Annotated in this window: 23 protein-coding genes and 1 tRNA gene; 11 read left to right on the plus strand and 13 right to left on the minus strand. The window is 55.8% G+C overall.

The genetic code is table 11. The annotated features are described in order from the left end of the window. Positions 1-36 precede the first annotated feature (36 nt). From phnX to phnD, 5 genes are all read right to left on the minus strand, one after another. Positions 37-846, minus strand: coding sequence for a phosphonoacetaldehyde hydrolase (gene phnX / locus IE156_RS09970; protein WP_229841201.1), 810 nt, complete (start codon positions 844-846; stop codon positions 37-39). A gap of 79 nt (positions 847-925) precedes the next feature. Beyond that, positions 926-2,038: an iron-containing alcohol dehydrogenase PsrA gene (gene psrA, locus IE156_RS09975; RefSeq protein WP_189392394.1), complete on the minus strand. Its 1,113-nt coding sequence runs from the start codon at positions 2,036-2,038 to the stop codon at positions 926-928. A gap of 26 nt (positions 2,039-2,064) precedes the next feature. Then, the gene (phnE, locus tag IE156_RS09980; RefSeq protein ID WP_229841270.1) at positions 2,065-2,823 is read right to left on the minus strand and encodes a phosphonate ABC transporter, permease protein PhnE; all 759 of its coding nucleotides are present in this window, start codon (positions 2,821-2,823) and stop codon (positions 2,065-2,067) included. Positions 2,824-2,882: 59 nt separating this feature from the next. Further along, a complete protein-coding gene (gene phnC / locus IE156_RS09985) occupies positions 2,883-3,704 on the minus strand; it encodes a phosphonate ABC transporter ATP-binding protein (protein ID WP_189392396.1) in 822 nt (273 codons plus the stop codon). Beyond that, entirely contained in the window at positions 3,701-4,552 is an 852-nt protein-coding gene (phnD, locus tag IE156_RS09990; RefSeq protein WP_189392908.1) for a phosphonate ABC transporter substrate-binding protein, read from the minus strand. Before phnD ends, phnC begins: the two co-directional genes overlap by 4 nt. Positions 4,553-4,704: 152 nt before the next feature. Between phnD and IE156_RS09995 the strand changes: the two genes are divergently transcribed. Further along, positions 4,705-5,589 (plus strand): LysR substrate-binding domain-containing protein, encoded by an 885-nt coding sequence (locus IE156_RS09995; RefSeq protein ID WP_189392397.1) that lies wholly within the window; start codon positions 4,705-4,707, stop codon positions 5,587-5,589. Positions 5,590-5,731: 142 nt separating this feature from the next. After that, a complete protein-coding gene (locus IE156_RS10000) occupies positions 5,732-7,381 on the plus strand; it encodes a long-chain-fatty-acid--CoA ligase (RefSeq protein WP_189392398.1) in 1,650 nt (549 codons plus the stop codon). Between the two features lie 230 nt (positions 7,382-7,611). On the opposite strand, the gene IE156_RS10005 is transcribed toward IE156_RS10000, so the two are convergent. Beyond that, on the minus strand, positions 7,612-8,025 hold the full coding sequence (locus IE156_RS10005; RefSeq protein WP_189392399.1) for a hypothetical protein: 414 nt from the start codon (positions 8,023-8,025) through the stop codon (positions 7,612-7,614). 542 nt (positions 8,026-8,567) lie between these two features. Beyond that, complete coding sequence (locus IE156_RS10010) at positions 8,568-9,185, minus strand: LysE family translocator (RefSeq protein ID WP_189392400.1); 618 nt, start codon at positions 9,183-9,185, stop codon at positions 8,568-8,570. Between the two features lie 314 nt (positions 9,186-9,499). On the opposite strand from IE156_RS10010, the gene IE156_RS10015 reads away from it, so the two are divergent. The 8 genes from IE156_RS10015 to IE156_RS10050 all read left to right on the plus strand — a co-directional run bounded on the left by IE156_RS10015 (position 9,500) and on the right by IE156_RS10050 (position 16,157). Further along, positions 9,500-10,357 carry a LysR substrate-binding domain-containing protein gene (locus IE156_RS10015; protein WP_189392401.1) on the plus strand — a complete coding sequence of 286 codons (858 nt, stop codon included), beginning with the start codon at positions 9,500-9,502 and terminating at the stop codon, positions 10,355-10,357. Between the two features lie 225 nt (positions 10,358-10,582). Further along, positions 10,583-10,906: an ArsR/SmtB family transcription factor gene (locus IE156_RS10020; RefSeq protein WP_189392402.1), complete on the plus strand. Its 324-nt coding sequence runs from the start codon at positions 10,583-10,585 to the stop codon at positions 10,904-10,906. Between the two features lie 97 nt (positions 10,907-11,003). Continuing rightward, positions 11,004-12,293: an arsenic transporter gene (locus IE156_RS10025; protein ID WP_189392403.1), complete on the plus strand. Its 1,290-nt coding sequence runs from the start codon at positions 11,004-11,006 to the stop codon at positions 12,291-12,293. A 24-nt stretch (positions 12,294-12,317) separates the two neighbouring features. Then, positions 12,318-12,749, plus strand: coding sequence for an arsenate reductase (glutaredoxin) (gene arsC, locus IE156_RS10030; RefSeq protein ID WP_189392404.1), 432 nt, complete (start codon positions 12,318-12,320; stop codon positions 12,747-12,749). Further along, positions 12,718-13,452: an arsenical resistance protein ArsH gene (gene arsH, locus IE156_RS10035; protein ID WP_189392405.1), complete on the plus strand. Its 735-nt coding sequence runs from the start codon at positions 12,718-12,720 to the stop codon at positions 13,450-13,452. Before arsC ends, arsH begins: the two co-directional genes overlap by 32 nt. Before the next feature lie 149 nt (positions 13,453-13,601). Beyond that, on the plus strand, positions 13,602-14,270 hold the full coding sequence (locus IE156_RS10040) for a response regulator transcription factor (RefSeq protein ID WP_189392406.1): 669 nt from the start codon (positions 13,602-13,604) through the stop codon (positions 14,268-14,270). Further along, positions 14,267-15,658 carry an ATP-binding protein gene (locus IE156_RS10045; RefSeq protein ID WP_189392407.1) on the plus strand — a complete coding sequence of 464 codons (1,392 nt, stop codon included), beginning with the start codon at positions 14,267-14,269 and terminating at the stop codon, positions 15,656-15,658. The genes IE156_RS10040 and IE156_RS10045 overlap by 4 nt, the downstream gene beginning before the upstream one ends. 88 nt (positions 15,659-15,746) lie before the next feature. Beyond that, positions 15,747-16,157, plus strand: a complete 411-nt coding sequence (locus tag IE156_RS10050) for a YgiW/YdeI family stress tolerance OB fold protein (RefSeq protein WP_189392408.1) — start codon at positions 15,747-15,749, stop codon at positions 16,155-16,157. Positions 16,158-16,259: 102 nt separating this feature from the next. Here IE156_RS10050 and IE156_RS10055 read toward each other — a convergent pair. The 6 genes from IE156_RS10055 to tyrS form a co-directional block, all read right to left on the minus strand. Next, positions 16,260-16,350, minus strand: a tRNA-Ser gene (locus tag IE156_RS10055). A 149-nt stretch (positions 16,351-16,499) separates the two neighbouring features. After that, the gene (gene ribD / locus IE156_RS10060; RefSeq protein ID WP_189392409.1) at positions 16,500-17,648 is read right to left on the minus strand and encodes a bifunctional diaminohydroxyphosphoribosylaminopyrimidine deaminase/5-amino-6-(5-phosphoribosylamino)uracil reductase RibD; all 1,149 of its coding nucleotides are present in this window, start codon (positions 17,646-17,648) and stop codon (positions 16,500-16,502) included. A gap of 5 nt (positions 17,649-17,653) precedes the next feature. After that, positions 17,654-18,115 carry a transcriptional regulator NrdR gene (nrdR, locus tag IE156_RS10065; protein WP_189392410.1) on the minus strand — a complete coding sequence of 154 codons (462 nt, stop codon included), beginning with the start codon at positions 18,113-18,115 and terminating at the stop codon, positions 17,654-17,656. A 36-nt stretch (positions 18,116-18,151) separates the two neighbouring features. Then, positions 18,152-19,399, minus strand: a complete 1,248-nt coding sequence (gene glyA / locus IE156_RS10070; protein WP_189392411.1) for a serine hydroxymethyltransferase — start codon at positions 19,397-19,399, stop codon at positions 18,152-18,154. 183 nt (positions 19,400-19,582) lie between these two features. Continuing rightward, on the minus strand, positions 19,583-20,218 hold the full coding sequence (locus tag IE156_RS10075; RefSeq protein WP_189392412.1) for a YbhB/YbcL family Raf kinase inhibitor-like protein: 636 nt from the start codon (positions 20,216-20,218) through the stop codon (positions 19,583-19,585). 19 nt (positions 20,219-20,237) lie between these two features. Further along, positions 20,238-21,464 (minus strand): tyrosine--tRNA ligase, encoded by a 1,227-nt coding sequence (tyrS, locus tag IE156_RS10080; protein ID WP_189392413.1) that lies wholly within the window; start codon positions 21,462-21,464, stop codon positions 20,238-20,240. A 242-nt stretch (positions 21,465-21,706) separates the two neighbouring features. Between tyrS and IE156_RS10085 the strand changes: the two genes are divergently transcribed. After that, positions 21,707-23,074 carry a M23 family metallopeptidase gene (locus IE156_RS10085; RefSeq protein ID WP_189392414.1) on the plus strand — a complete coding sequence of 456 codons (1,368 nt, stop codon included), beginning with the start codon at positions 21,707-21,709 and terminating at the stop codon, positions 23,072-23,074. Positions 23,075-23,076 lie beyond the last annotated feature (2 nt).

A 23,076-nucleotide genomic window follows, 5' to 3' on the forward strand; every position in this document is an offset into this window, starting at 1 on the left:
CTTGCTCATCAGACCTGATTCAACGCCCCCACAGAATCAGGGTGTTTCGCCCTGTGCCAAACGTGCCTGAATGTCCTGAATAATGGCCGGCAGATCTGCAACCGTTTCAATCACATAATGAGCGCCCGACTGACGCAAATGCTCGCTGGCGCGCTCCACTCGTACTTGCACCTCGGCCGGGTCGGTTGTTTCCAGTTCTGCCAAAGACAGCCCCACTTCATTACCTGACAGGCTCAAGCCCACCGTCCACATGCCTGCACGGCGACCTTCTTCAATGCCTGGCACGGTATCGTCCACTTTGATGCAACGGCGCACATCACCGACCCCCAGAGCCAGGACGTTAGCCAAGGCCATGTAAGGACCAGGTCGGCCACCTGCAGGCATCTCGTCACCGGCAATGATGCAGTCTGGAGCAATGCCCTGACTGGCCGCTACAGGCAACAAGACATCCAGAACCTGGCGTGGATAGCCCGAGCAAGAACCCACTTTGATGCCCTTGGCACGCAACTGCTCCAATACGGCAGCCGCCCCTTCGATCGGTGCCGAATATTCCGCTACCTTTTCAATTTGCATGGGCATGAAACGCTCGTAAATAGCGTCAATGTCCGCATCTGTCGATCCACGCTCAAACTGGGCAAGCCACTGCCCCTGAATGGAGTCGGTCGCCAAGAGCGTGCGGATATGATCTCGCTTGGACAGTCCCATGGGGCCACGTGCCTGCTCCAGGCTGATGTGAATGCCAAAGGTCGCAAAGGCATCCACAAAAATCTGTGTCGGTGCCAAAGAGCTGAAATCGACCAGCGTACCTGCCCAGTCAAAAATAACGGCTTCGACCTTGTCCGACATAAGCGTGTCCAGAGCCTTGAAATTCTGAGTCATTGTGTAAAAGCTTCCGTTCTAAAACCGAGCCGGGGCAAAACCGGACTCACACCTGCACTGCATCCATAGCATGTGCACCAATAAAATTACGTCCACGAGGGCCTTGCAGGGCCTGGGCAATACGCTGCTGCCATTGCTCGGGCGAGACACCGTAAGCGGCCGGATCGGTACTGACCCCCAGTTGATCCAGAAACTGGCTCAAGGCGGCAACCGCTTGCGCGCTGTCCTGCACCTCGAAAATAGATAAAAGCAGCTGGTCCAGCTGCGCATCCTGTCCCAAGGCCATTTGCATTACATGCGGCAAGCTAAAGGAGCAGGCAATGCCGTGCGGCAAGCCTTGCTCCAAGGTCAGGTCATACGACAGGGAATGCGCCAGCGCCGTTTTAGTATTGGAAAACGCCAGCCCGGCCATAGCCGCGGCCACCGCCAATTCGGCACGCAGTTCCAGGCTGGACAGATCCTGCATCAGTAAAGGCAAATGACGGATGATCTGGCGTGCTGCCGAGACCGCCAGGCTGGCGGACACCGGATTGCGGTTGATGTTCCACAAAGACTCCAGCGCGTGGGACAAGGCGTCCAGGCCGCTGGCCAAGGTGGCCGCGGCAGGCAGGCTGCACATCAGAGCCGGATCAATAATGGCGGCCTGAGGCCAGGTCCAGGGCAGGTGCAAGGAATATTTACGCCCCTGCCCCTTATCCCAAATCGTTGCCCAGGGGGTGACTTCGCTACCTGTTCCTGCCGTGGTGGGCACGGCAATCAGGCTACGCACCCGCCCTGGAGGCTGGCTCAGGCTGGCCTTGCCCGACAGGCAATCCAGCAGTTCAGCAAACGTGCCCGAGGGCGTGCTGGTCAACATGGCTTTGGCACAATCAATGACGCTTCCGCCGCCCAGGGCAATGATGCATTCCGCGTCGGGATGATCACGCCACAAGCGTTCATACAGGGGAGACAACCAGGACACGTCCGGGTTGGGCTGGATATCAGTTTCAATCGCCAGCAATTGCTCGCCCAACAAGGCTTGCACACGATCACAAAGCCCCAGCTCACGTGCTTCAGGAAAGGCGATCAAAATTGCGCGCCGGTTTCCCACAAGCTCAGGCAGGCCATCAAAAGCGCCTGGCCCTGCATCTATCTGAACTGGATTGAAAAAATGCCACATAACAATCTCGAATAAAAAAACTGCAATCAGTCGCGCCCGTTGTGGCGAATAGCCTCGCGCAGGCGGTTGGAAATCAGGTCTGCCACCACCACCATCACGGTGATGACCACAATGCAGGTCGCCGTTTCCTGGTATTTGAACAGTTTCAGGCTGCTGACCAGTTCAAAGCCCAGACCACCGGCCCCCACCATGCCCAGCACGGTGGCAGAACGCAGATTGACCTCGAAGCGATACAGAATCACGGCAATCCAGGCGGTAATCACCTGTGGCAACACACCGAACACAATGACCTGCAAGGGACGGGCACCCGTAGCGCGCAGCGCGTCCAAGGGACCTTGATCGATTTCTTCAATGCTTTCGGCAAAAAACTTGCCCAGCATCCCAACGCCATGCACAGCCAGAGCCAAGACGCCGGGAAACGGTCCCAGCCCCACTGCCGCGACAAACACCAGGGCCAGAATCAGCTCGTTGATACTGCGGATAACGTTCAGGCTTTGGCGGGTAAAACCGTACAGATAACGGTTCACTTTCAAGTTACGGGCTGCCAGAAAAGAGACTGGCACCGCGCCGATCACGCCCAGCACCGTGCCCCAGATTGCAATCTGGATCGTCTCGATCGCTGGGGCCATCAAATTGCCCAGAATGCTCCAGTCCGGCGGGAAAGTGCGGCTCAGAAAGTCTGCAATCTGCGGTAGACCGGCAGCGAACTCGGCGGCGCTTAATTGCGCGCCTTCGGCACTCCACTGCAAAGCCACCATAATCGCGGACACCATCAGGGCCGTCATAACCCAGCCTTTGAAGCTGGTGGGCGTGTCCATGACCCAGGAATATTTCTTATCCATGATCAAGCTCCCTTGGTGGCAATTGCCAGTGGTTCAGCCAGGATTGAAGCCGCATCGCCACCGCTTTGCTGAGACTGCGCACTGCTTTGCCCAGGTTCAGGACCGGGGTAGATACGCGTCAGATCATCTTCTGTCATCTGATCCGGAGCGCCGTCATACACCACCCGACCATGCGCCAGGCCCACGATGCGATCTGCAAACTCACGGGCGTAATCGACCTGATGCAGGTTACAGACCACCGTAATGCCCAGCTCCCGACTGGCATCGTGCAAATAGCGCATCACCAGACGAGCAGTTTTAGGGTCCAGACTGGCTACCGGCTCGTCCGCCAAAATAATGCGGGGGCGCTGCGCCAGCGCACGGGCAATACCCACCCGCTGACGCTGTCCGCCCGACAATGAGTCCGTGCGAGCCTGCGCTTTATGACTAAGGCCCACACGCTCCAGGCAGTCTTTGGCAAGGGCGATATCGGCACGGCTAAACAATTGCAGAATGGAACTCCACACCGGGACCGCACCCAAACGCCCCGTCAACACATTGCGCAGCACTGACAGGCGCGGCACCACATCGTGATGCTGAAAAATCATGGCAACCTGGCGTCGCAAAGCCCGCGTATCTTGTGCCGACATGGCATTGATACCCGCCACGGACATCTCGCCCGTATCCGCCTCGGCCAGCCGGTTCATACAACGCAACAAGGTGGACTTGCCCGCGCCGGATTGGCCCAGCACAACCAGAAACTCGCCGGCTGAAGCATCCATATCCACACCGCAAAGCACCTTATTGCTGCCATAGCACTTGTTCAGGCCACGCAAACGGATCATTTCATGCTCCGCAGATCCAGGTTCAGCACTTTAGCGGTGTCACGCACTACGTTGTAGGCGGCATCGCTGGTCGGCTGAAAGCCGTTGAGCATGCCCTGGTCACCCCAAGGTACATCTTTGATATTGGCCAGCGCCTTGGCGACTTTCTCTTTCACGCTGGGGTCCAGATCCTTGCGCCACACCATAGGCGACTCGGGAATATCGTTGGAGGACCAGACTACTTTCAAATCCCCCTCGGCCAATTGGCCTTTGGCGATCGCACTGGCGTAAATGCGGTCAGCCACCGCGGCAGCGTCCACCTTTTTATTGGCTACCGCCAAGAGGCTGGCGTCGTGCGAGCCAGAGAACACCACGCGGGAAAACAGCTCATCCAGTTTGTAGCCGTCATTTTCCAGACCAGCTTTAGGGAACAGATGGCCCGAGGTCGAGCTGGGATCCACAAAGGCGAACGTGCGGTCTTTTAGCTGATCCACATTGTCGATGCCGCTGTCCGTACGCACCACGATCAGGCTTTTATAAGCGCTTTTACCGGTCTTTTTAGTCACGGCCACGGCAAAGGCTTCCACATCTGCCACTGAACTGGCCAGCACGTAAGAGAACGGGCCCAGATACGCCACGTCTAGTTTCTTAGCACGCAGGGCTTCAATGATGCCGTTGTAGTCGGTGGCCACAAAGGGTTCCACCTTCATACCGGATTCACGCTCAAGCTGCTCGATCACCTGTTTGCTGGATTCGATCATGGCTTGCGAATCCTCAGCCGGGATCAAGCCAATGGTCAGGGTGTCCTGGGCTGCGTGAGCGGCAGTGCCAAACACGGAAAAGATAACAGTGGCGGCCGTCGCCGCGATGAAAGAGCGGCGGGCAGTCTGAAGTACGTTCTTGTTCACGGCAGTCGTCCTTAAAGGTTGGAGGAGGAATGCCGATATCTTAAGAAGGTCACATTGCCTTCATATTATCGATTTAGGATTGAAAACATCAGTCATCTATAGATGGAGTCTATATGTCCGCCGCACGCCTAAGGGCTTTCCTTGCCGTTGCCCGAAATGGCAGTTTCAGCGCCGGGGCCCGCGCCCTGGGTCTGGCCCAACCCACCGTCACCAAACAGGTACAGGGCCTGGAGCAACAACACGATGTAGAGCTTTTTCATCGCCGAGGACGCGGCATTGAACTGACCCAGGTCGGGCTGGCTTTGCTGCCGGTCGCCCAACAATTGGGAGCTCTGGAAATTGATGCCTTTAATCTGCTGCATGACAGCGGCAAGCTGCATGTGGGGCGTTTACGTATCGGCGCTGTGGGGCCGTTTCATGTAATTGAAATGGTGGAGGCTTATCACAAGCTGTTTCCGGGCGTGGATATCTCTATCCATATGGGGAACTCGGCACAGGTGCTGGCCGATCTGGCCAACTACGCCACGGATATCGCTGTGCTGGCAGGGGCCTGCGAAGACCCGGCTTTTCATGCCGAGCATTACGCTAACCACGCCGTCATCTTGTTTGCACCGCTGTCACACCCGTTGGCCCGTCATGACAGTGTGCCGCTGTCTGCCCTGCACGATGCTCCGCTGCTGCAACGGGAGTCGGGCTCGACCACCCGCGCCTGCCTGGAAGCGGCACTGGACAAAGAAAATATACGGCCTCGTGCCGTCATGGAAATTGGCAGCCGGGAGGCTCTGCGCGAGGCCGTGGCCCGTGGTCTGGGCGTGGGTACGGTCTCCGAGGCCGAGTTCATTCCCGACCACCGTTTCAAATCTGTGCGCATCCAGGGAGATCCTGTTCGTACGGACACTTATCTTTACTGTTTGGCAGAACGCCGGGAGAGCCGAATGATCGGACAGTTTTTCACAGAAGCCTTAGCTTTGCGCAAGGAAATACATACGACCACATAGACTCATTTGTGAGTTTTAGGCTACTGTGCATGCAGAGGCCACGACAGTCAGTGGTGTACATTCATCCATTCGCTGCATCCCCGTATACCGGTATTAAGGCCCGTCAGTTCTGTTTGATTTACTCCCAGGGAGGACGAAGACCATGCTTGGCATGATGATGAATACCCCACTGCTAGTGTCATCCATACTGCGTCACGCAGCGAACTACCACGCAGACCGAGAAATCGTCTCGCAAACTGTCGAAGGCCATCTTCACCGATACACCTATACCGACATGTCCAAGCGCAGCCAGCAATTGGCCAATGCGCTCAAGAAAATGGGGCTGCACCACGGCGACCGGGTGGGAACCCTAGCCTGGAACGGCTACCGCCACCTGGAACTGTATTACGGCGTGTCGGGCTCAGGGCTGGTGTGTCACACCATCAACCCACGTCTGTTCCAGGATCAAATTGGCTACATCATTGAGCATGCCAACGACAGCGTGCTGTTTGCCGACCTTAGCTTTGTACCCATTCTGGAAGCCCTGGCCGATCAGCTCTCCAAGCTCAAAGCCGTGGTCATCCTGACGGATGAGGAGCACATGCCTCAGTCCGATCTGCTGCCCAATCTGCTGTGCTACGAAACCCTGATTGCCAGCGAGTCCGAGCATTTCGACTGGCCGGACTTTGATGAAAATACCGCCTCGGGCCTGTGCTACACCTCAGGCACCACCGGTAATCCCAAAGGCGTGCTCTACAGTCACCGCTCCACCATCTTGCATGCCTTTGCCTTGAGCATGCCCGATGCCTTAAGCCTGTCTGCCTCCGACACCATCACCCCTATCGTGCCCATGTTCCACGTCAACGCCTGGGGCCTGCCCTACGCGGCCTTGATGGTAGGAGCCAAGCTGGTGTTGCCGGGGCCGAAGCTGGACGGTGCCAGCCTGCACACCTTGTTTGAAAATGAAGGCGTCACCATGACGGCTGGCGTGCCCACCGTCTGGCTAGGGCTGTTGGACTGGATGCAGGCCAACAACAAGACATTCAGCACATTGCAACGTCTGGTGATTGGCGGCTCGTCCGCACCGCCGGTCATGATCAGCCGCTTCCATAAGCTGGGAGTTAAAGTGCGCCACGCCTGGGGCATGACCGAAACCAGCCCGGTTGGCCTGGCTGCCGCCTTGCTGCCCAAACACGAATCCTTGCCCGAGAACGAGAAGCTCAAACTGCTGGCCAAGCAGGGACGCCCGCTGTTTGGGGTGGAGTTTCGTGTCGATGGTGACAATGGCGAACCTATTACCCGCGATGGCAAGATGTTTGGAGCCATGATGGTGCGCGGCCCCTGGATTGCGGGCTCTTACTTCAATAGCGACGATACGTCCGCCCATACCCAGGACGGTTGGTTCAATACCGGTGATGTGGTCACGATTGACCCCGATGGCTTTATCCAGATCGTGGATCGGACTAAAGACGTAGTGAAGTCCGGTGGGGAATGGATCAGTTCCATTGAACTGGAAAACATTGCCCAGGCGCATCCGGCCATTAAAGAAGCCGCCGTCGTTGCCAAACCCGACGAGCGCTGGGGCGAGCGCCCCGTTCTGGTGGTGCAGTTGCAAGAGGACGCAAGCTTCACCAAGCAGGACATGATCGATTTGTTCAGCGAACAAGTATCCAAATGGAGTATTCCGGACGATTTGATCGTGGTGGAAGAACTCCCCCACACGGCAACCGGCAAGCTGCTGAAAACGGCCATTCGCAAACTGATCCAGGAAGATTTGGACAGGCTGGCGGCTGAAAGTAAAAATACTGGCTAACAAAAGAGACACGGAATCGCTGGATTAAAACTTTTAAGCCGGTTCCTTAAGCCAAGCGTAGAACTGCCCCCCGAGGGCTGGGATTGATATCCAGCTTTCGGGGGGCAGTTCATTGAGGGAAGCATTTCTGTGGATCACGCTGAAAGCACAAAGACGGTTGAAGAAAGTTCGGGCTTACAAGCCCAGCACCCTCTATGACTGAGTTGCTTTCAAACTAAACGTGCCCCTCATCAAGGATGAGCGGGCGTAGCAATATCCCAAATGCTTTGATCGGCGTTCTCGCGTTCCCAAGCACGCACGGAAAAGCGGGCGCGGTTAAACAAGCGCACATAGTTTTCATAGCGAATCTTGTTGCCAATTGCCACTGGCAACTCGTCCAGAAAACCCTTCATCTTGGACAGATCGGCATGATACTGATCCGGGCTCATGACGCCGCCCGGTTGTACCGACGTAGGTGGGTCGGATTCAAAACGGTTACGCGTAAAAATGACCACGTCCGAACCCCACAAAATCCGGTTCTGATATTCCTTGAAAAAAGCCAGCCATGCTTGCTGGGTAGACATACCCGGCTCTGGATTGAGCATATAGTCCTGCACCAGACCCCAAGAGATATCGGTAGACCAGTTCGGGCAGGCATCCAGCACACGTTTGACACTCGTGATGTGATCGCTGGTGGTCTGCGTTCATATAGCGCTGTGCATATTCTTTTAAAGAAATCCCTTGCATCGCATAGTTGGAGGCGTGGAAATGCACATCGGCATAAAGCTGGCTGGTATCCAGCTTGGGATCCGCCGCCTGGGCCATGGCGCTGCTGTACAGCGCGACAGATGCGATAAGTGCCAAGCAGGAACCTGATGCAGCTCTTGCGAGAGGATGATTGCAAGCCATTCTTGTCTCCCTATCTACAAGTAGTATCGGAACCTATTACTTAGGCTTGCAAAGCATACCCATTTATTTATCCATAAATAAAAAAATAACTTATTTGATTGTTAATTTTTAATTTATATTATTTTTTATAAATTTAAATTTCCATTATTAACAAACGTATAAATAATTAATAAAAATAAATTAAAAACTCAATCAGAAAATAAAAATAAAAACTTTTATTAGAAATATAAACGGTATGGCAACTTAACACCCCCTCTTTACTGCCTGGACGAATCTCGCCGGAAATACTTCCCCCCTTCTACACCAGCGCCTTGCCGAACAGGAGAGACGCCCCTAAACCAAACAAGGCAAGCCCAATCACCCGATCAAGCAACAGCTGTCGGGACAGCAAGGCTGCCCGCAGTCGGGGGTTTGAAAACACAATCGCCACAACACTGAACCAGACCCAGTGGGCAAAAGACATAAAAAACCCATAGGCAAAATTCAGCCAAAGCGGTGCGTCAGGCTGGACCAGCTGGGTAAACGTCGCCACCACAAAGAGCATGGTTTTCGGGTTCAGGGCATTGGTCAAAAACCCCATCCCAAAAGCCTGCCAAGCTGTCGGCATATAGTCTGGCCCCCCATCAGTATTCACAGGCCTGCGGTTGCGAAACGACATAAAGCCCAGATACATCAGGTAGACAGCCCCGGCAATTTTCATCAGCAAAAACAAGCCGGGCGATTGAGTAATCAGAATCGCTACCCCCAACACGGTGTAGACCACATGGACCTGCACCCCGGCTGCAATTCCCAAGGCAGAAATCAGTCCGATCTTGCGGCCAAACGCGTAGCCATTGCGCGTGACCATCGCAAAATCAGGCCCAGGGCTGATCACCGCTAAGATCGTGATAGTGGCAAACGCCAAGAGTTCATGCATTTTTAAAACAACCTTGATGTGTAGTAGTCGAAAACATGGGGCACTGAGTTCAAGAGCTGATTGTTAATGAAATTTTCCGGCAAGAAACCCATACCTATCTCTAAGACAAAACGTCCTTCCCCTGTTTATGGGAGCGCACCTTGCCGCGTTATTCCAGAGCAAAGGATTTATCATTTATCAGGACAAGCCCAAGTCCTTGCCTTTGCACATCATTTTTCAAACTCAACACCCTTTTGGATCATTTCATTATTGATAATCCTGTGCTAATTTAAAAACGATAAATCCAGTTTCTTTTCTGTGAGTTTTCATCGACCATGCACATCCCCAGCCTTACGGCCTTTCGTTACTTCGATACTGCGGCCCAGGCAGGCAGTTTTGTACAGGCTGCTCATTTGCTGCACGTCACTCACGGGGCAGTCAGCCGTCAGATTCGGGCTTTGGAAGAGTCCTTGGGGGTGGAACTGTTTGAGCGGCGCAACCGCGCTGTATTTTTGACCCCTGCAGGCCGCCAGCTTTTGCATGTCACCGCCCCTATGTTCGAACGTCTGGAGGATGTCGTACACCAACTGCAGCAGACTCAGCGTGAACATGCCCTGACCGTTTCTTGCGAACCGACCATCGCCATGAAATGGCTGATCCCGCGCTTGGGAGATTTCCACGCCTCGCACCCCAACATCACCGTACATTTGATGACTGCGGGCGGGCCAGTGAACTTTTCCAAAACAGGTATCGATCTGGCCATACGCCGCGACGACTTTCATTGGGCGGATTCGGTGTTTGGCCTGAAACTATGCGATGAGATGATAGGCCCCGTCTGTCGGCCCGATTATCTGCGAAACACAGAGGCGTCCCAGCAAGTCAGACTGCATAGCAGCTCCCGCCCCAAAGCCTGGGCAACGTGGGCACGACTGACTGGGCAAGCATTGCGGCAAGGAAGCAAGCTGGAACTGGAACACTTTTACCTATGCATCCAGGCCGCCCTGTCGGGCCAGGGCATCAGCATTGTGTCCAAACTGATGGTGGGCGAAGAACTGCGCAGCGGTCAGCTAGTTGCCCCGCACGGCTTTAGTAAAGACGGCTCGGCTTATTACTTGTTATCGCCCCAATCTCTGGATCAAAACCCACGCGCCCAGACTTTTGCAGATTGGCTTGGCGATCAGTTGGCTGGCTGACGTCAGACAGGATTCCCAGTATCAAACCACTCAAAGCGATGCACCTGATACTCCCCGGAACACCACCGCCCCGGTGGGGTCACGTTCCCCACCATCTCTTGCGCAGAGGCATTTACGAGGATTAAGGGTCTGCACACAAGGCCTATTGTCCTCTCTTGCTTACCCCAATCATTCAGAACGTCCCTCCACTATTCAACAATCCTTGAATTATTGTATTATCTGCTCATGGACGAATCTCAAGTTATCCGCTCTCTGGCCGCTCTGGCCCACGAAGCCCGCTTACAGGTGTTCCGCGCTCTGGTCGTGGCAGGCCCTGACGGGCTGACGCCCGGTGCCCTGGCAGAACAGTTGGGCATCGCGCCAACCGCTCTTTCCTTTCATTTAAAGGAATTGAGCAACGCACAGCTGATCCACGCGGAACGGCAAGGCCGCAACCTGCTCTACAGCGCGACCTTCCCGGCCATGAACGATCTACTCGCTTACCTGACCGAGAACTGCTGCCAGGGACAGGCCTGTACCCCAAGCGCCCTTCCCTGCCCGCCGCGCTAATTCGTGGCCCGCCAGGGTGTAGCTCTTTCAGTATCTGGCTCAGGGCTTAAAGCCCCTCTCATCCTTAACTCCAACGCGCTCCCCGGAATTGCCTGTCATGTTCACTGCCGTATTCATCTTCATTGCTACTTTGACGCTGGTGATCTGGCAGCCCAAGGGCCTGGGCATAGGTTGGAGTGCCAGTCTGGGGGCCGCCGCCGCCCTGCTTCTGGGCGTTGTGCAATGGGCGGATCTGGCAGTGGTGTGGGGCATCGTCTGGAACGCCACGGCTACTTTTATCGCCATTATCATCATCAGTCTGGTGCTGGATGAGGCCGGTTTTTTTGAATGGGCTGCACTTCACGTTGCGCGGTGGGGGGCCGGCAGCGGCCGCAAACTCTTTGCCTTCATCGTGATTCTGGGGGCTGCCGTTTCAGCCCTGTTTGCCAATGATGGCGCTGCGCTGATCCTGACTCCGATCGTCATGGCCATGCTGCTTGCGCTGGGCTTCTCGCCCGCATCTACCTTGGCCTTTGTCATGGCCGCCGGGTTTATTGCAGATACAGCCAGCCTGCCACTGCTCGTCTCCAACCTGGTGAATATCGTCTCTGCCGACTATTTCAAACTGGGCTTTGCTGATTACGCCGCCATCATGGTGCCCGTCAATATCGTGTCCGTGTTGGCCAGCCTAGCCATGCTGATGCTATTTTTCCGTCGCGACATCCCGGCACAGTACCGGCTTGAACAACTGAAACAGCCCAGCGAAGCCATCAGGGACCCGGCGACCTTCCGCGCGGCCTGGTTTGTCCTGGCCTTGCTGCTAATAGGATTTTTCGCCCTGGAACCTTTGGGTATACCGGTCAGCGCCGTTGCCACGGCAGGGGCCGTGATCTTACTGGCCGTCGCCGCCCGTGGCAGCGCCATCAGTACCAAAAAAGTACTGCGCAATGCGCCCTGGCAAATCGTGGTGTTTTCCTTAGGGATGTATCTGGTGGTCTACGGCCTACGCAATGCCGGACTAACCAGCTATCTGGCTGAACTACTGAACAGTTTTTCTCAGGCAGGCGTCTGGGCTGCGGCGATGGGCACAGGCATCGTGTCCGCCCTGCTGTCCTCGGTCATGAACAATATGCCTACGGTATTGGTCACAGCCCTGTCCATCGACTCATCCAGCGCCCAAGGGGTGGTCAAGGAAGCCATGATCTACGCCAATGTCATCGGCAGCGACCTGGGGCCTAAATTCACGCCCATAGGCAGTCTGGCCACCTTGCTGTGGTTGCACGTACTGAGCCAGAAAGGCACAAAAATCAGCTGGGGCTACTACTTCAAAGTAGGTGTTGTCCTGACCACGCCCGTACTGCTGATCACCCTGGCGGCCCTGGCCTTACGTCTGGGTATTACAAACTGATTTCCTGATAAAGAGCACGACGCCATGACAGCCATCACCATTTATCACAACCCGGCCTGCGGCACGTCCCGCAATACGCTGGGCCTGATACGCAACAGTGGTCAAGAGCCCACCATCATCGAGTACCTGCAAACGCCGCCAGACCGAGCCACCCTGCTTCGGTTGATTGCTGACTGCGGCCTGAGCGTACGGGAAGTCCTGCGACAAAAAGAGACACCCTACGACGCGCTGCAATTAGACGACCCGAAATGGCGTGACGAGCAACTGATTGATTTCATGCTGAAACACCCGATTCTGATCAACCGCCCCATCGTTGTTACCCCACTAGGCACACGCTTATGCCGCCCCTCTGAAGAGGTAATGGAGATACTGCCCCAGCCGCAACAAGGTGCATTCCGGAAAGAGGACGGCGAGGCTGTCATTGATGCAAAAGGACAAAGAATTGAACAAGGCTGACCTACCCAATCTGGACGAAAACGCTTTTAGAACTCCATATCTGACAGAGGTGCTACCTCCAAAAAGGGCTTCACATCCACCCCGCGTCTTGTTGTTGTACGGCTCCTTGCGGGAGCGCTCCTACAGCCGTTTTTTGACACAAGAAGCAGCGCGATTGCTGGAAGCAATGGGTGCAGAAACCAGGGTATTCGATCCCCATGACCTGCCCTTGCCCGATGGAGCAACAGAAGACCACCCCAAAGTGCAGGAGCTCCGTCAACTAGTGCAGTGGGCTGAAGGCATGGTCTGGACATCGCCCGAGCGACACGGCGCCATGAGCAGCGTCCTGAAAGCACAAATCGACTGGATTCCTTTAAGCATTGGTGCCGTACGCCCCACACAAGGCAAAACCCTGGCTGTCATGCAAGTTTCCGGTGGATCCCAATCCTTTAACGCCTTGAACCAGATGCGCGTGCTGGGTCGCTGGATGCGCCTGATCACCATCCCCAACCAATCTTCCGTTGCCAAAGCCTTTCTGGAATTTGACGAAGAAGGCCGCATGAAACCCTCGTCCTACTACGATCGCATGGTAGATGTGATGGAAGAGCTAGTTAAACTCACCTTACTGACGCGTGAATGCGCGGAGTATCTGGTGGATAGATATAGCGAACGCAAGGAAACAACGCAGGAGCTATCAAAGCGGGTGAGTCAGCGAAGTATCTAGTGCGTCAATCAGGGAGGGAGACGCATAGTCGCCGTGCTTTTCAAAAACACGCAGCAACGATACAAACAACTGACGTGCTTGCGGCTGCTTTGACCCATGCATCACACTAGCATCAGTTTCCCTTCATCTTTCCCTGCCAGGCTGTGCACATGCGTATTCTCTTAATCGAAGACGATCCCTCGCTAGGCAGTTCCTTGCAGTCATGGCTGCATCTGGACGGCTATGCCGTGGACTGGCTACAACGCGGCGATCAAGTTGCGACAGCCTTAGCGACTCATACCTATCAATGCATATTGCTGGATCGGGGCCTGCCCGGACTGGACGGCGATGCCGTTCTGCGTCGCTTGCGGGGGGCCGATGGGTCTCATGCACAGGTTCCAGCCATTGTGATCACCGCCCGTGATACCTTGGCTGACCGAGTACAAGGCCTGGATCTGGGGGCAGACGACTATCTAGTCAAACCGTTTGATCTTGAAGAGCTATCCGCACGAGTACGGGCAGCCTTACGCCGCAGCGCTGCGCAAACCACCCCCGAATGGCGTCATGGTGCCGTCACCATCGACCCGACAGCCAAACGCGTCACGTTAAACGACAAGCCCGTGGCCGTAACCGCGCGCGAATTCGCCGTCCTGCAGGCCCTGATGCACCATCCCTCCCATATTTTAAGTCGCGCCCAGCTTGAAGAAGCTCTCTATGGCTGGAGCGAAGAAGTAGAAAGCAACGCTATCGAAGTACACATCTACAATCTGCGTAAGAAACTAGGTAGTGACTTCATCGTCACTGTACGTAATCAAGGCTACGGGCTGGCGCCAACATGAAACGCCTGATCCAGAAACTGCTTCGTCGACGCTCTAGACCCAAAACCCCGGTTTTACGTCCAGACGGCTGGTCTTTGCGACGACGCCTGCTGCTGATCGTCATGGGAACCAGCATCAGCCTGTGGCTGGTCAGCCTGTCCATCGTGGTCGGTGTTGCCTGGCATGCCACCAGCGAAGTTCTTGATGATGCCCTGGAAGAAGGGGCGCGCTTGGTGTTGTTACTGGACCCGCAAGGGGCGCAGGCTACTCCCAGTACACCCGGCGCACTCCTGAACCGTGGTGATGCACTCAAGCTACGTATGTATTACCAGTTGGTGGCAGCGGACGGCCGGGTCCTGCTGCGTGGTGACGACACCCCAAAGACAGCCTTTTTGCCCCAAGCCAGACGCGAAGTCACCAGCACGGTATGGGTCGACGATGAGCTCTGGCGGGTGTATGTCCGCCCAGGGCCAGAAGGGGTGACTGCGCAAGTCGCTCAGCCCATGAAGGAGCGGCTGGAACTGCTGGAGGACATGGCCGAGAACCTGATCTGGCCCGCATTGGGTTTGCTCACTTTGTTGGGCCTATTAAGCTGGTTATTGATACGACGCCTGATGCGCCCTCTGGAGGACACTGCCAGACACATCAACTCCAAATCACCCGATGACCTCACGCCCGTGCAAGGCGGAAACCCGCCACGCGAGCTGCAACCCATACTGGACGCACTTAATGCCCTAATGGCTCGTCTATCTGCAGCGCTTGAGAGTGAGCGGCAATTTACCTCCGATGCGGCGCACGAGCTACGCACTCCACTGGCTGGCCTGCGCATGCGAGTTCAGTTGATCGAACGCGAGCTTCAACTGCCGGACCCTCATCTGCAGCAGTTGCGCACTGACCTGGACCGTTGCACTACCCTGGTAGAAAGCCTGCTGGCCTTAACGAGACTAGAGCCGCAGGCCGAGCCCCTGAAACGTGAAACCGTAGATCTGAATCAGATTCTGGACAGTTTGAGTCCATCGCCTCCCGCTCTACCAGTGACTATTGAGCGAACGTTAGCAGTGACAATGCTGCAGGCTGCCCCTGTGTTGTTAAGCAGTGCTTTACGCAACCTGATTGGCAATGCCGTGCTCTACGGCGGAGCAGGGGCCCGGGTACGAATCGAAACCACACGCAGGTCCGACGGTGGTGTGCGTCTTGTTGTCCGTGACAATGGGCCTGGTGTGTCTCCCGACCAACGGACTCGTTTGGGAGAGAAATTCTTTCGCGTACTTGGCACCGGGCAGCCAGGCAACGGCCTGGGTTTGTCCATCGTGGCGCGTATTGCCGCCTTGCATGATGCCAAGTTGTCTTTTGAAGATGGGCTAGAGGGTCAGGGCCTGGGAGTGGCACTGGATTTTCCAGCAAACTGAGTGTCTTCAGATTGCCTTCAGGTTCGGGGGTTCTAATAAAACCATTCCGCAATCGGCGGAACATTCACCCGCTACAGGAAACCCACCCATGAGATTCACTTTCCCCACCTTCGCCGCCGCCCTACTTGCTCTTGGCACCACCGTCGCCATCGCACAACCCACTAGCTACACCGGCCCCAACAATGCCCCACAAGCCGCCAGTGCTCCGGGCTCCTACTCTGGCCCGAGCAACGTACAGCTCATCACCGTCAAACAGCTACTGGACACCGGCCGCGATGATCAGATCGCTCGTTTGCAAGGTCGTTTGGTATCGTTTGAGGGCGACGAACGCTACATTTTTGAGGATGCCACAGGCCGCATCACGGTAGAGATCGACAACGAAGATTTTCCAGCTGGCCAGACCATTAACGCCGAACAGAAAGTAGAACTGACTGGCGAATTTGACAAGGGTTTACGCAAAACTGAATTCGAGGTCGACCGCCTGAGTCTGATTCCTTAAATGCTGCACGGCCTGCGTTACCCCTCAGGCAAGCCCAAGCCATCGCAGACAACAAAAAACCCGCCTAGCTTGCGCAGGGCGGGTTTTCGGGTACTGAATTCTTGGCGGACAGAGGGGGATTCGAACCCCCGATACGCTATAAACGTATACACGCTTTCCAGGCGTGCGCCTTCAACCGCTCGGCCACCTGTCCTAATTGTTCGTTTGGCAAGCAATTTGAAGCTGCTAATGCCAAGTCCATAATAATAGCAGGACTTATCCTTGTAACGCAAGTGTTCAAATTTTTTCGTTGGCTAAATGTAGAGCCTGTCGCCTCAACTTCGGGATGACCGCGTATACCGCTTACTCAAAGTCCGAAGGAGAAGCCCCGCCCACTGCCTGCAACAAGGCGTCCCAATGGTCACGCTGGCGCGCCAGAACTCGCAGGTCGGCACCGAATAAACGCACATCAGTGAACTCAAAGGGTTCAACATCATCTAGTCCGGACAAGGCGGTAATATCCGCTACACCACGCCCCTGGCCCAGAATTTTAGGGGCCAGATACATCAGCAGTTGATCCACTACACCCGCATCAATCAAAGCACCGGAAAGGCGTGCCCCTGCTTCCGCATGGATTTCATTGACCTGCTGCTCTGCCATCCAGTCCAGTACCGCTCGGACATCCACCTGGCCTTCGTGCAAGGGCATGGGAATAACTAGGGCATTGCGGTCCGCCAATTGAGCTTCGCGCTCCGGATCGCGACGATGCGTAAACACCCAGCATTGCGTGCCATCCAGCAAAGCTGCCTTAGGGTCCAGACGCAGATGCGTATCCAGCACCGCCTTGATCGGTGGCCGCGGCGTAGATACGGCTCGTACGTTCATCAGGGGATTGTCGGCATTTACGGTTCCGATGCCCGTCAATACGACGCAGCTGCGCGCGCGCCAATGATGGCCATCATCGCGCGCCTGTGGCCCGGTAATCCATTGCGAACGCCCATCCGGTAATGCGCTGCGGCCATCCAAAGAGGCCGCCATTTTCATCCACAGCCAGGGGCGTGATCGCGTCATACGGGCAAAGAAACCAGCATTGATCGCCAGTGCCTGCTCTACGCATAAAGGGCCGTCCACTGTAATTCCCGCCTGACGCAAACGTGTGGCTCCACGTCCTGCTACCAAGGGGTTGGGGTCATACATGGAAAACACCACTCGCCCAGCACCGGCCTTGACCAGCGCATCAGCACAAGGTGGCGTACGCCCGTGGTGGCTGCATGGCTCCAGGGTGACGTAAAAGGTGGCTCCTGCCACGTTCACGCCACGTTCACGCGCTTGCTGCAAGGCCATGACTTCTGCATGTGGGCCACCCGCTTGCTGGGTCGAACCCGAGGCCAGCAATTGGCCGTCGCGCACGATCAGGCAAGCCACTCGCGGATTGGGGGCGCTGATATAAAGGGATTTCTCGGCCAGCTCCAAGGCTTGCCGCATCCAGATGACGTCTTCTTGCTCGACCATAAGCCTTAGCCGTGGTCAGGATCGTTCATTTCATCGATCGCCTGCACGAACTCGCGGATGTCTTTAAAGCTCTTGTAGACCGAGGCAAAGCGCACATACGCCACCTGATCCAGCTGTTTGAGCTCTGCCATAACCAGCTCGCCGATGGTCTCGGAAGAGACTTCACGTTCGCCAGTCAGTTGAAGTTTTTCTTCGATACGCTGTACAGCGGCATCGACTTGAGCCATAGGGATAGAACGCTTGCGTAGCGCCACACCCATGCTCGCCCGCAGTCGTGCGGGGTCAAATTCCATACGCGTGCCATTGCGCTTGGCCACAACGGGCAAGCTCAGTTCTGCACGCTCGTAGGTCGTGAAGCGCCGTTCACAGGCCGAGCATTTACGACGTCGCCGAATGGCGTCGCCTTCTTCGGTGATTCGAGAATCGATCACCTGGGTATCGGCATGGTGGCAGAACGGACACTTCATTCAAGATCGCGGGCCTTGCGGCCCGCTCCGGCTGGATTACTTGGAGTACACAGGCAACTTAGCAGTCAGCTCGTGTACACGGCGACGAACGTCCGCCAAAACGGCTTCATCGTGAGGATTGTCCAGTACATCAGCAATCAGGTGCGCCGTCAATTCCGCTTCGGCTTCTTTAAAACCGCGAGTGGTCATGGCAGGAGTACCCAAACGCACGCCGCTGGTAACGAAAGGCTTTTCTGGATCGTTAGGGATGGCGTTCTTGTTGACCGTGATGTGGGCTTTGCCCAGCGCTTCTTCGGCCACTTTACCGGTGATGCCCTTAGGACGCAGATCCACCAGCATGACGTGGCTTTCTGTACGGCCAGACACGATGCGCAGACCACGCTCAACCAGCGTACGGGCCAGCACATCAGCGTTTTTCACGACTTGAGCAGCGTAGTCCTTGAACTCAGGAGCCAATGCTTCTTTGAACGCAACAGCTTTACCAGCGATCACGTGGATCAGTGGGCCGCCTTGGATGCCGGGGAAAATAGCCGAGTTAATGGCTTTTTCGTGCTCGGCCTTCATCATGATGACGCCGCCACGAGGGCCGCGCAGGGACTTGTGCGTCGTCGACGTCACAAAGTCAGCGTGAGGTACAGGGTTGGGGTAGGCGCCACCAGCAACCAGACCGGCGTAGTGAGCGATGTCTACCATGAACAGGGCACCGTTTTCATGAGCGATACGAGCCATGCGTTCAAAGTCGATACGCAGGGCGTAAGCCGAAGCACCACCCACGATCAACTTAGGTTTGTGCTCTTTGGCCAAACGCTCCAACTGGTCGTAGTCCAGTTCTTCGTTTTCGTCCAGACCGTAGGACACGAAGTTGTACAGCTTGCCCGACGCGTTCACGGGCGAACCGTGCGTCAAGTGACCGCCTTCAGCCAAGCTCATACCCAGGACGGTATCACCGGGTTTGAGCACAGCCATGTACACGCCCTGGTTGGCTTGCGAACCGGAGTTAGGCTGCACGTTGGCGGCTTCAGCACCAAACAGCTCTTTCAGGCGGTCAATAGCCAGTTGCTCGACCACGTCCACGAACTCGCAACCACCGTAGTAGCGCTTGCCAGGATAACCTTCCGCGTATTTATTGGTCAGTTGTGTGCCCTGGGCCTGCATCACGGCGGGGCTGGTGTAGTTTTCCGAGGCGATCAGCTCGATGTGCTGCTCCTGGCGCACATCTTCGTTTTGAATCGCAGCCCAAAGATCGGGGTCAACTTTGTCAAGAGTCGCAGAACGGTCAAACATGAGGGTTCCTAAGGATAAAGTGGTAGCAAACTAAGAAAGCAGTATTTTAGCGCGGAAGCACGGGAAACCACCGAGACAAACGCCTCTGGTGGCAGAAACCCCAAAAAATGTGGAAATAAGTAAGGCGGCGGCAGGCGGACTCAAGAGAATATGAAAAAAACTCAAGCAGTCCGCCTAAGGGAGTCAGGATTGCTGAATCAAGCGGGGATTCAAGGTGTACACGCCAGTTAAGGCGGCACGTCCCAAAATATGACCTTCCATCGCACGCAATACGTCCTGACCAGTGAAGCGCCCTTCCAGGGGCAACTCAGCAATATCCAGGGCGTAGACCGTAAAGACATAACGGTGCGGCAAAGCATCGTTCCACGGTGGGCACGGGCCGTCGTAGCCGAAGTAATCACCGTTCATGTCGCGGTCGCTGGCAAACCAGTTGGTAAAGTCGTTCACGCCCTGGCGGGTATCGTCCAGAGCCAAGGGACCGGCTTTACCGCGTGGGGTGATGCCCTTGGAGTAAGAGCCTTCAGCCAGGCTGCGCAATTCGGGCGAAACGTTAATCAAGACCCAATGGAAAAAATCCACCCGTGGTAGATCTGCCGGTACCTCGCGCCCGTCGTGGTTCACATCGTCCGGTTTACTGGGGACGTCGGGGTCGTGGCAAATAACCACAAAGGATTGGGTCTGCTCGGGAACATCGGACCATTCCAGATGCGGATTGGCGTTACCGGCCAAGGCGACTCTCGATTGCGCGTCATAGCGGCAAAATGCCAGACGCTCGGGAATCACGCTCTGATCTTGAAAAGAATCACTACGCAGTTTCATTGCAGACCTCCACAATCAATCAGCCGGTCAAAGTGACTCGCGCAAACTTGCGCTTGCCCACTTGCAGCACATAGCTGCCCGGCTCCAGTTGCAAACCTTTATCGTCCACGCGTTCACCATCGATACGCACGCCGCCCTGCTCTACGTTGCGCTGGGCTTCGTTACCCGAGGCCACCAGACCCGCTTCGCGCAACACGCGCAGCAAGGCCAATTGCCCGGCAATCGTAATTTCAGGCATGTCCTCGGGCATTTCGCCACGACGGAAACGGGCATCGAATGTTTCCAGCGCATGTTCAGCCGCTTGGGCATTATGGAAACGTGTGACGATTTCCTGTGCCAGCTCCACTTTAACCTCGCGCGGGTTACGGCCTTCTTCAATCTGTTTCTGCAGACCGGCGATGTCTTCCAGGCTACGGAAAGACAGCAGCTCGAAGTAACGCCACATCAAGGTGTCGGAGATGGACATCAACTTGCCGAACATGGAGTCCGGCGTTTCACTGATACCAATGTAATTGCCCTTGGACTTGGACATTTTCTCTACGCCGTCCAAACCCACCAGCAATGGCATGGTCAAAATACATTGCTGTTCCTGACCATATTCTTTTTGCAATTCGCGACCCACCAGCAAATTGAATTTCTGGTCAGTCCCACCCAATTCCACATCGGCTTTCAATTGAACGGAATCGTAGCCCTGCAATAAGGGATACAGAAACTCGTGCACTGAAATAGGTTGATTCGCTTTGAAGCGTTTTGTGAAATCATCACGCTCCATCATGCGGGCAACGGTATAGCGCGAAGCCAACTGAATCATGCCACGCGAACCGAGCTTGTCGCACCACTCCGAGTTGTAGCGAACTTCCGTACGCTCAGGGTCCAGAACCAACGAAGCCTGCTCGTAATACGTCTTGGCGTTGGCAATGACCTGTTCGGGCGTCAAAGGCGGGCGAGTGGTGTTGCGGCCGCTAGGATCGCCAATGGTCGAGGTGAAGTCGCCAATCAAAAAGATGACGGTATGCCCCAGATCCTGCAGCTGGCGCATCTTGTTCAGCACCACCGTGTGCCCCAGATGAATATCGGGAGCCGTAGGGTCCAGACCCAGCTTAATTCGCAAGGGCTGTCCTGTGGCATGGCTGCGCGCCAGTTTGCGGGCAAACTCGGATTCGACAAGCAATTCGTCGCAACCACGTTTGACAATGGCTAAATCAGCCAGGACTTCTGGAGAAAGGGGCTCTGAGGGGGATGACATAACAAATCTGGTGACAAACTAATGAGTAAAAATGCTCGAAAAACTAAGCCTAATGCGCTAGGATAGCCTGCTATTGTGAGACGTGCTTAAGAATTGAGCAAGGTTTCGTAAACCCAATTATTTTATCATTCCCGCGCAGGTCAGATTGCCAGGGCTGGAATGTTCTGTCCGCCCAGTACAACTGACCTCTGCCTGCCAGCCGGGTGGACGGTGAACTGTACGTCCAACAAGGTTCTGGCTTTATGTTCAGCAAAGGGAAACGCTCCTCCTCCCACCTCGACATCCAGCAGCCTCGGTCCGCCCGAGCCCTTTTTATCCGCGCCGGTTTGATCACACTTGGTCTTGGCTCTTTTGTCGCCGCTGGCGCATTGGCCGTGGTGATGCCCAGCAGCCCCGAGCCCCTGATCTACCAAGCCCGTACCGCCCTGACTCTGCCTGCCGACCTGACCGTGCTTCAGGCCCAAGAGCAACAAGCCTACATTACCGAAACGCGCATCCGCCGTGGCGACACCCTGTCCGCCCTGCTGCAACGCATGCAGGTCAGCGAAGACGGTCTGCTGCAGTTTCTGACCCACGACAAACAAGCGCGCTCGATTTACAAGCTGTACCCTGGCCGTACCGTGCAAACCGCACTGGATGCCAATGGTAATTTGCTGTGGCTGCGCTACCGTCACACTCCTTATTCCGAACAATCCGGCCAGGGCCTGGCCCGTTGGCTGGAAGTACGTCCTGACGGCGACAATGGCTTTATCGCCCTGGAACAAACCGACCTGACCCAAACCCAGGTGCGCGTAGCCCAGGCCACGATCAACAGCTCGCTGTTTGGTGCCAGTGAACAAGCCGGTGTCCCCGAAAACATCACCTTGCAAATGGCTGATGTGATGGGCAGCAAGATCGACTTTCTGAAAGACCTGCGCAAAGGCGACAGCTTCCGTGTGGTGTACGAATCCTATGGCCATGAAGGCCAGGACGTAGGTTCCGGTCGCTTGCTGGCGGTGGAGTTCATCAATCAGGGCAAGGCACACGAAGCCGCCTGGTTCCAGCCTGAAAATGGCTCCGGTGGTTATTACGACTTCAGCGGGCAAAGCCTGAAAGGCGCATTCCTGCGCACCGCACTGAAGTTCTCCCGAATCAGCTCCACTTTTGGTGGTCGCCGCCATCCTGTGCATGGCGGCTGGCGTGATCACAAAGGTGTGGACTACGCAGCCCCCTCCGGCACCCCAATCCACGCCACAGCGGACGGCACGGTTGAGTTCGTTGGCCGTCAGAACGGTTACGGCAACACCATCATCCTGAAGCATCACGGTCAATTCACTACGCTGTACGCCCACCAGAGCCGCTTCGCTGCCGGCCTGCGTAAAGGTGATCGCGTCGAGCAAGGTCAGTTGATTGGTTATGTAGGCTCGACCGGCTGGGCTACTGGCCCACATCTGCACTACGAATTCCGCATTGCTCAAAAAGCGGTTGACCCCTTGTCGGTAGACTTGCCCGTTGCTCGCGTACTGGATGCCCCACAACGCAAGCAGTTCCAGAAAACCTTGGCTTCCTACCAGAACAGCTTCGCCTTGCTGCACACGGACGCTGAACCGGTGAAGCTGGCCAGTCGCTAAGC

It is taken from the genome of Alcaligenes pakistanensis, assembly GCF_014652815.1.
GTDB lineage: Bacteria > Pseudomonadota > Gammaproteobacteria > Burkholderiales > Burkholderiaceae_B > Alcaligenes > Alcaligenes pakistanensis.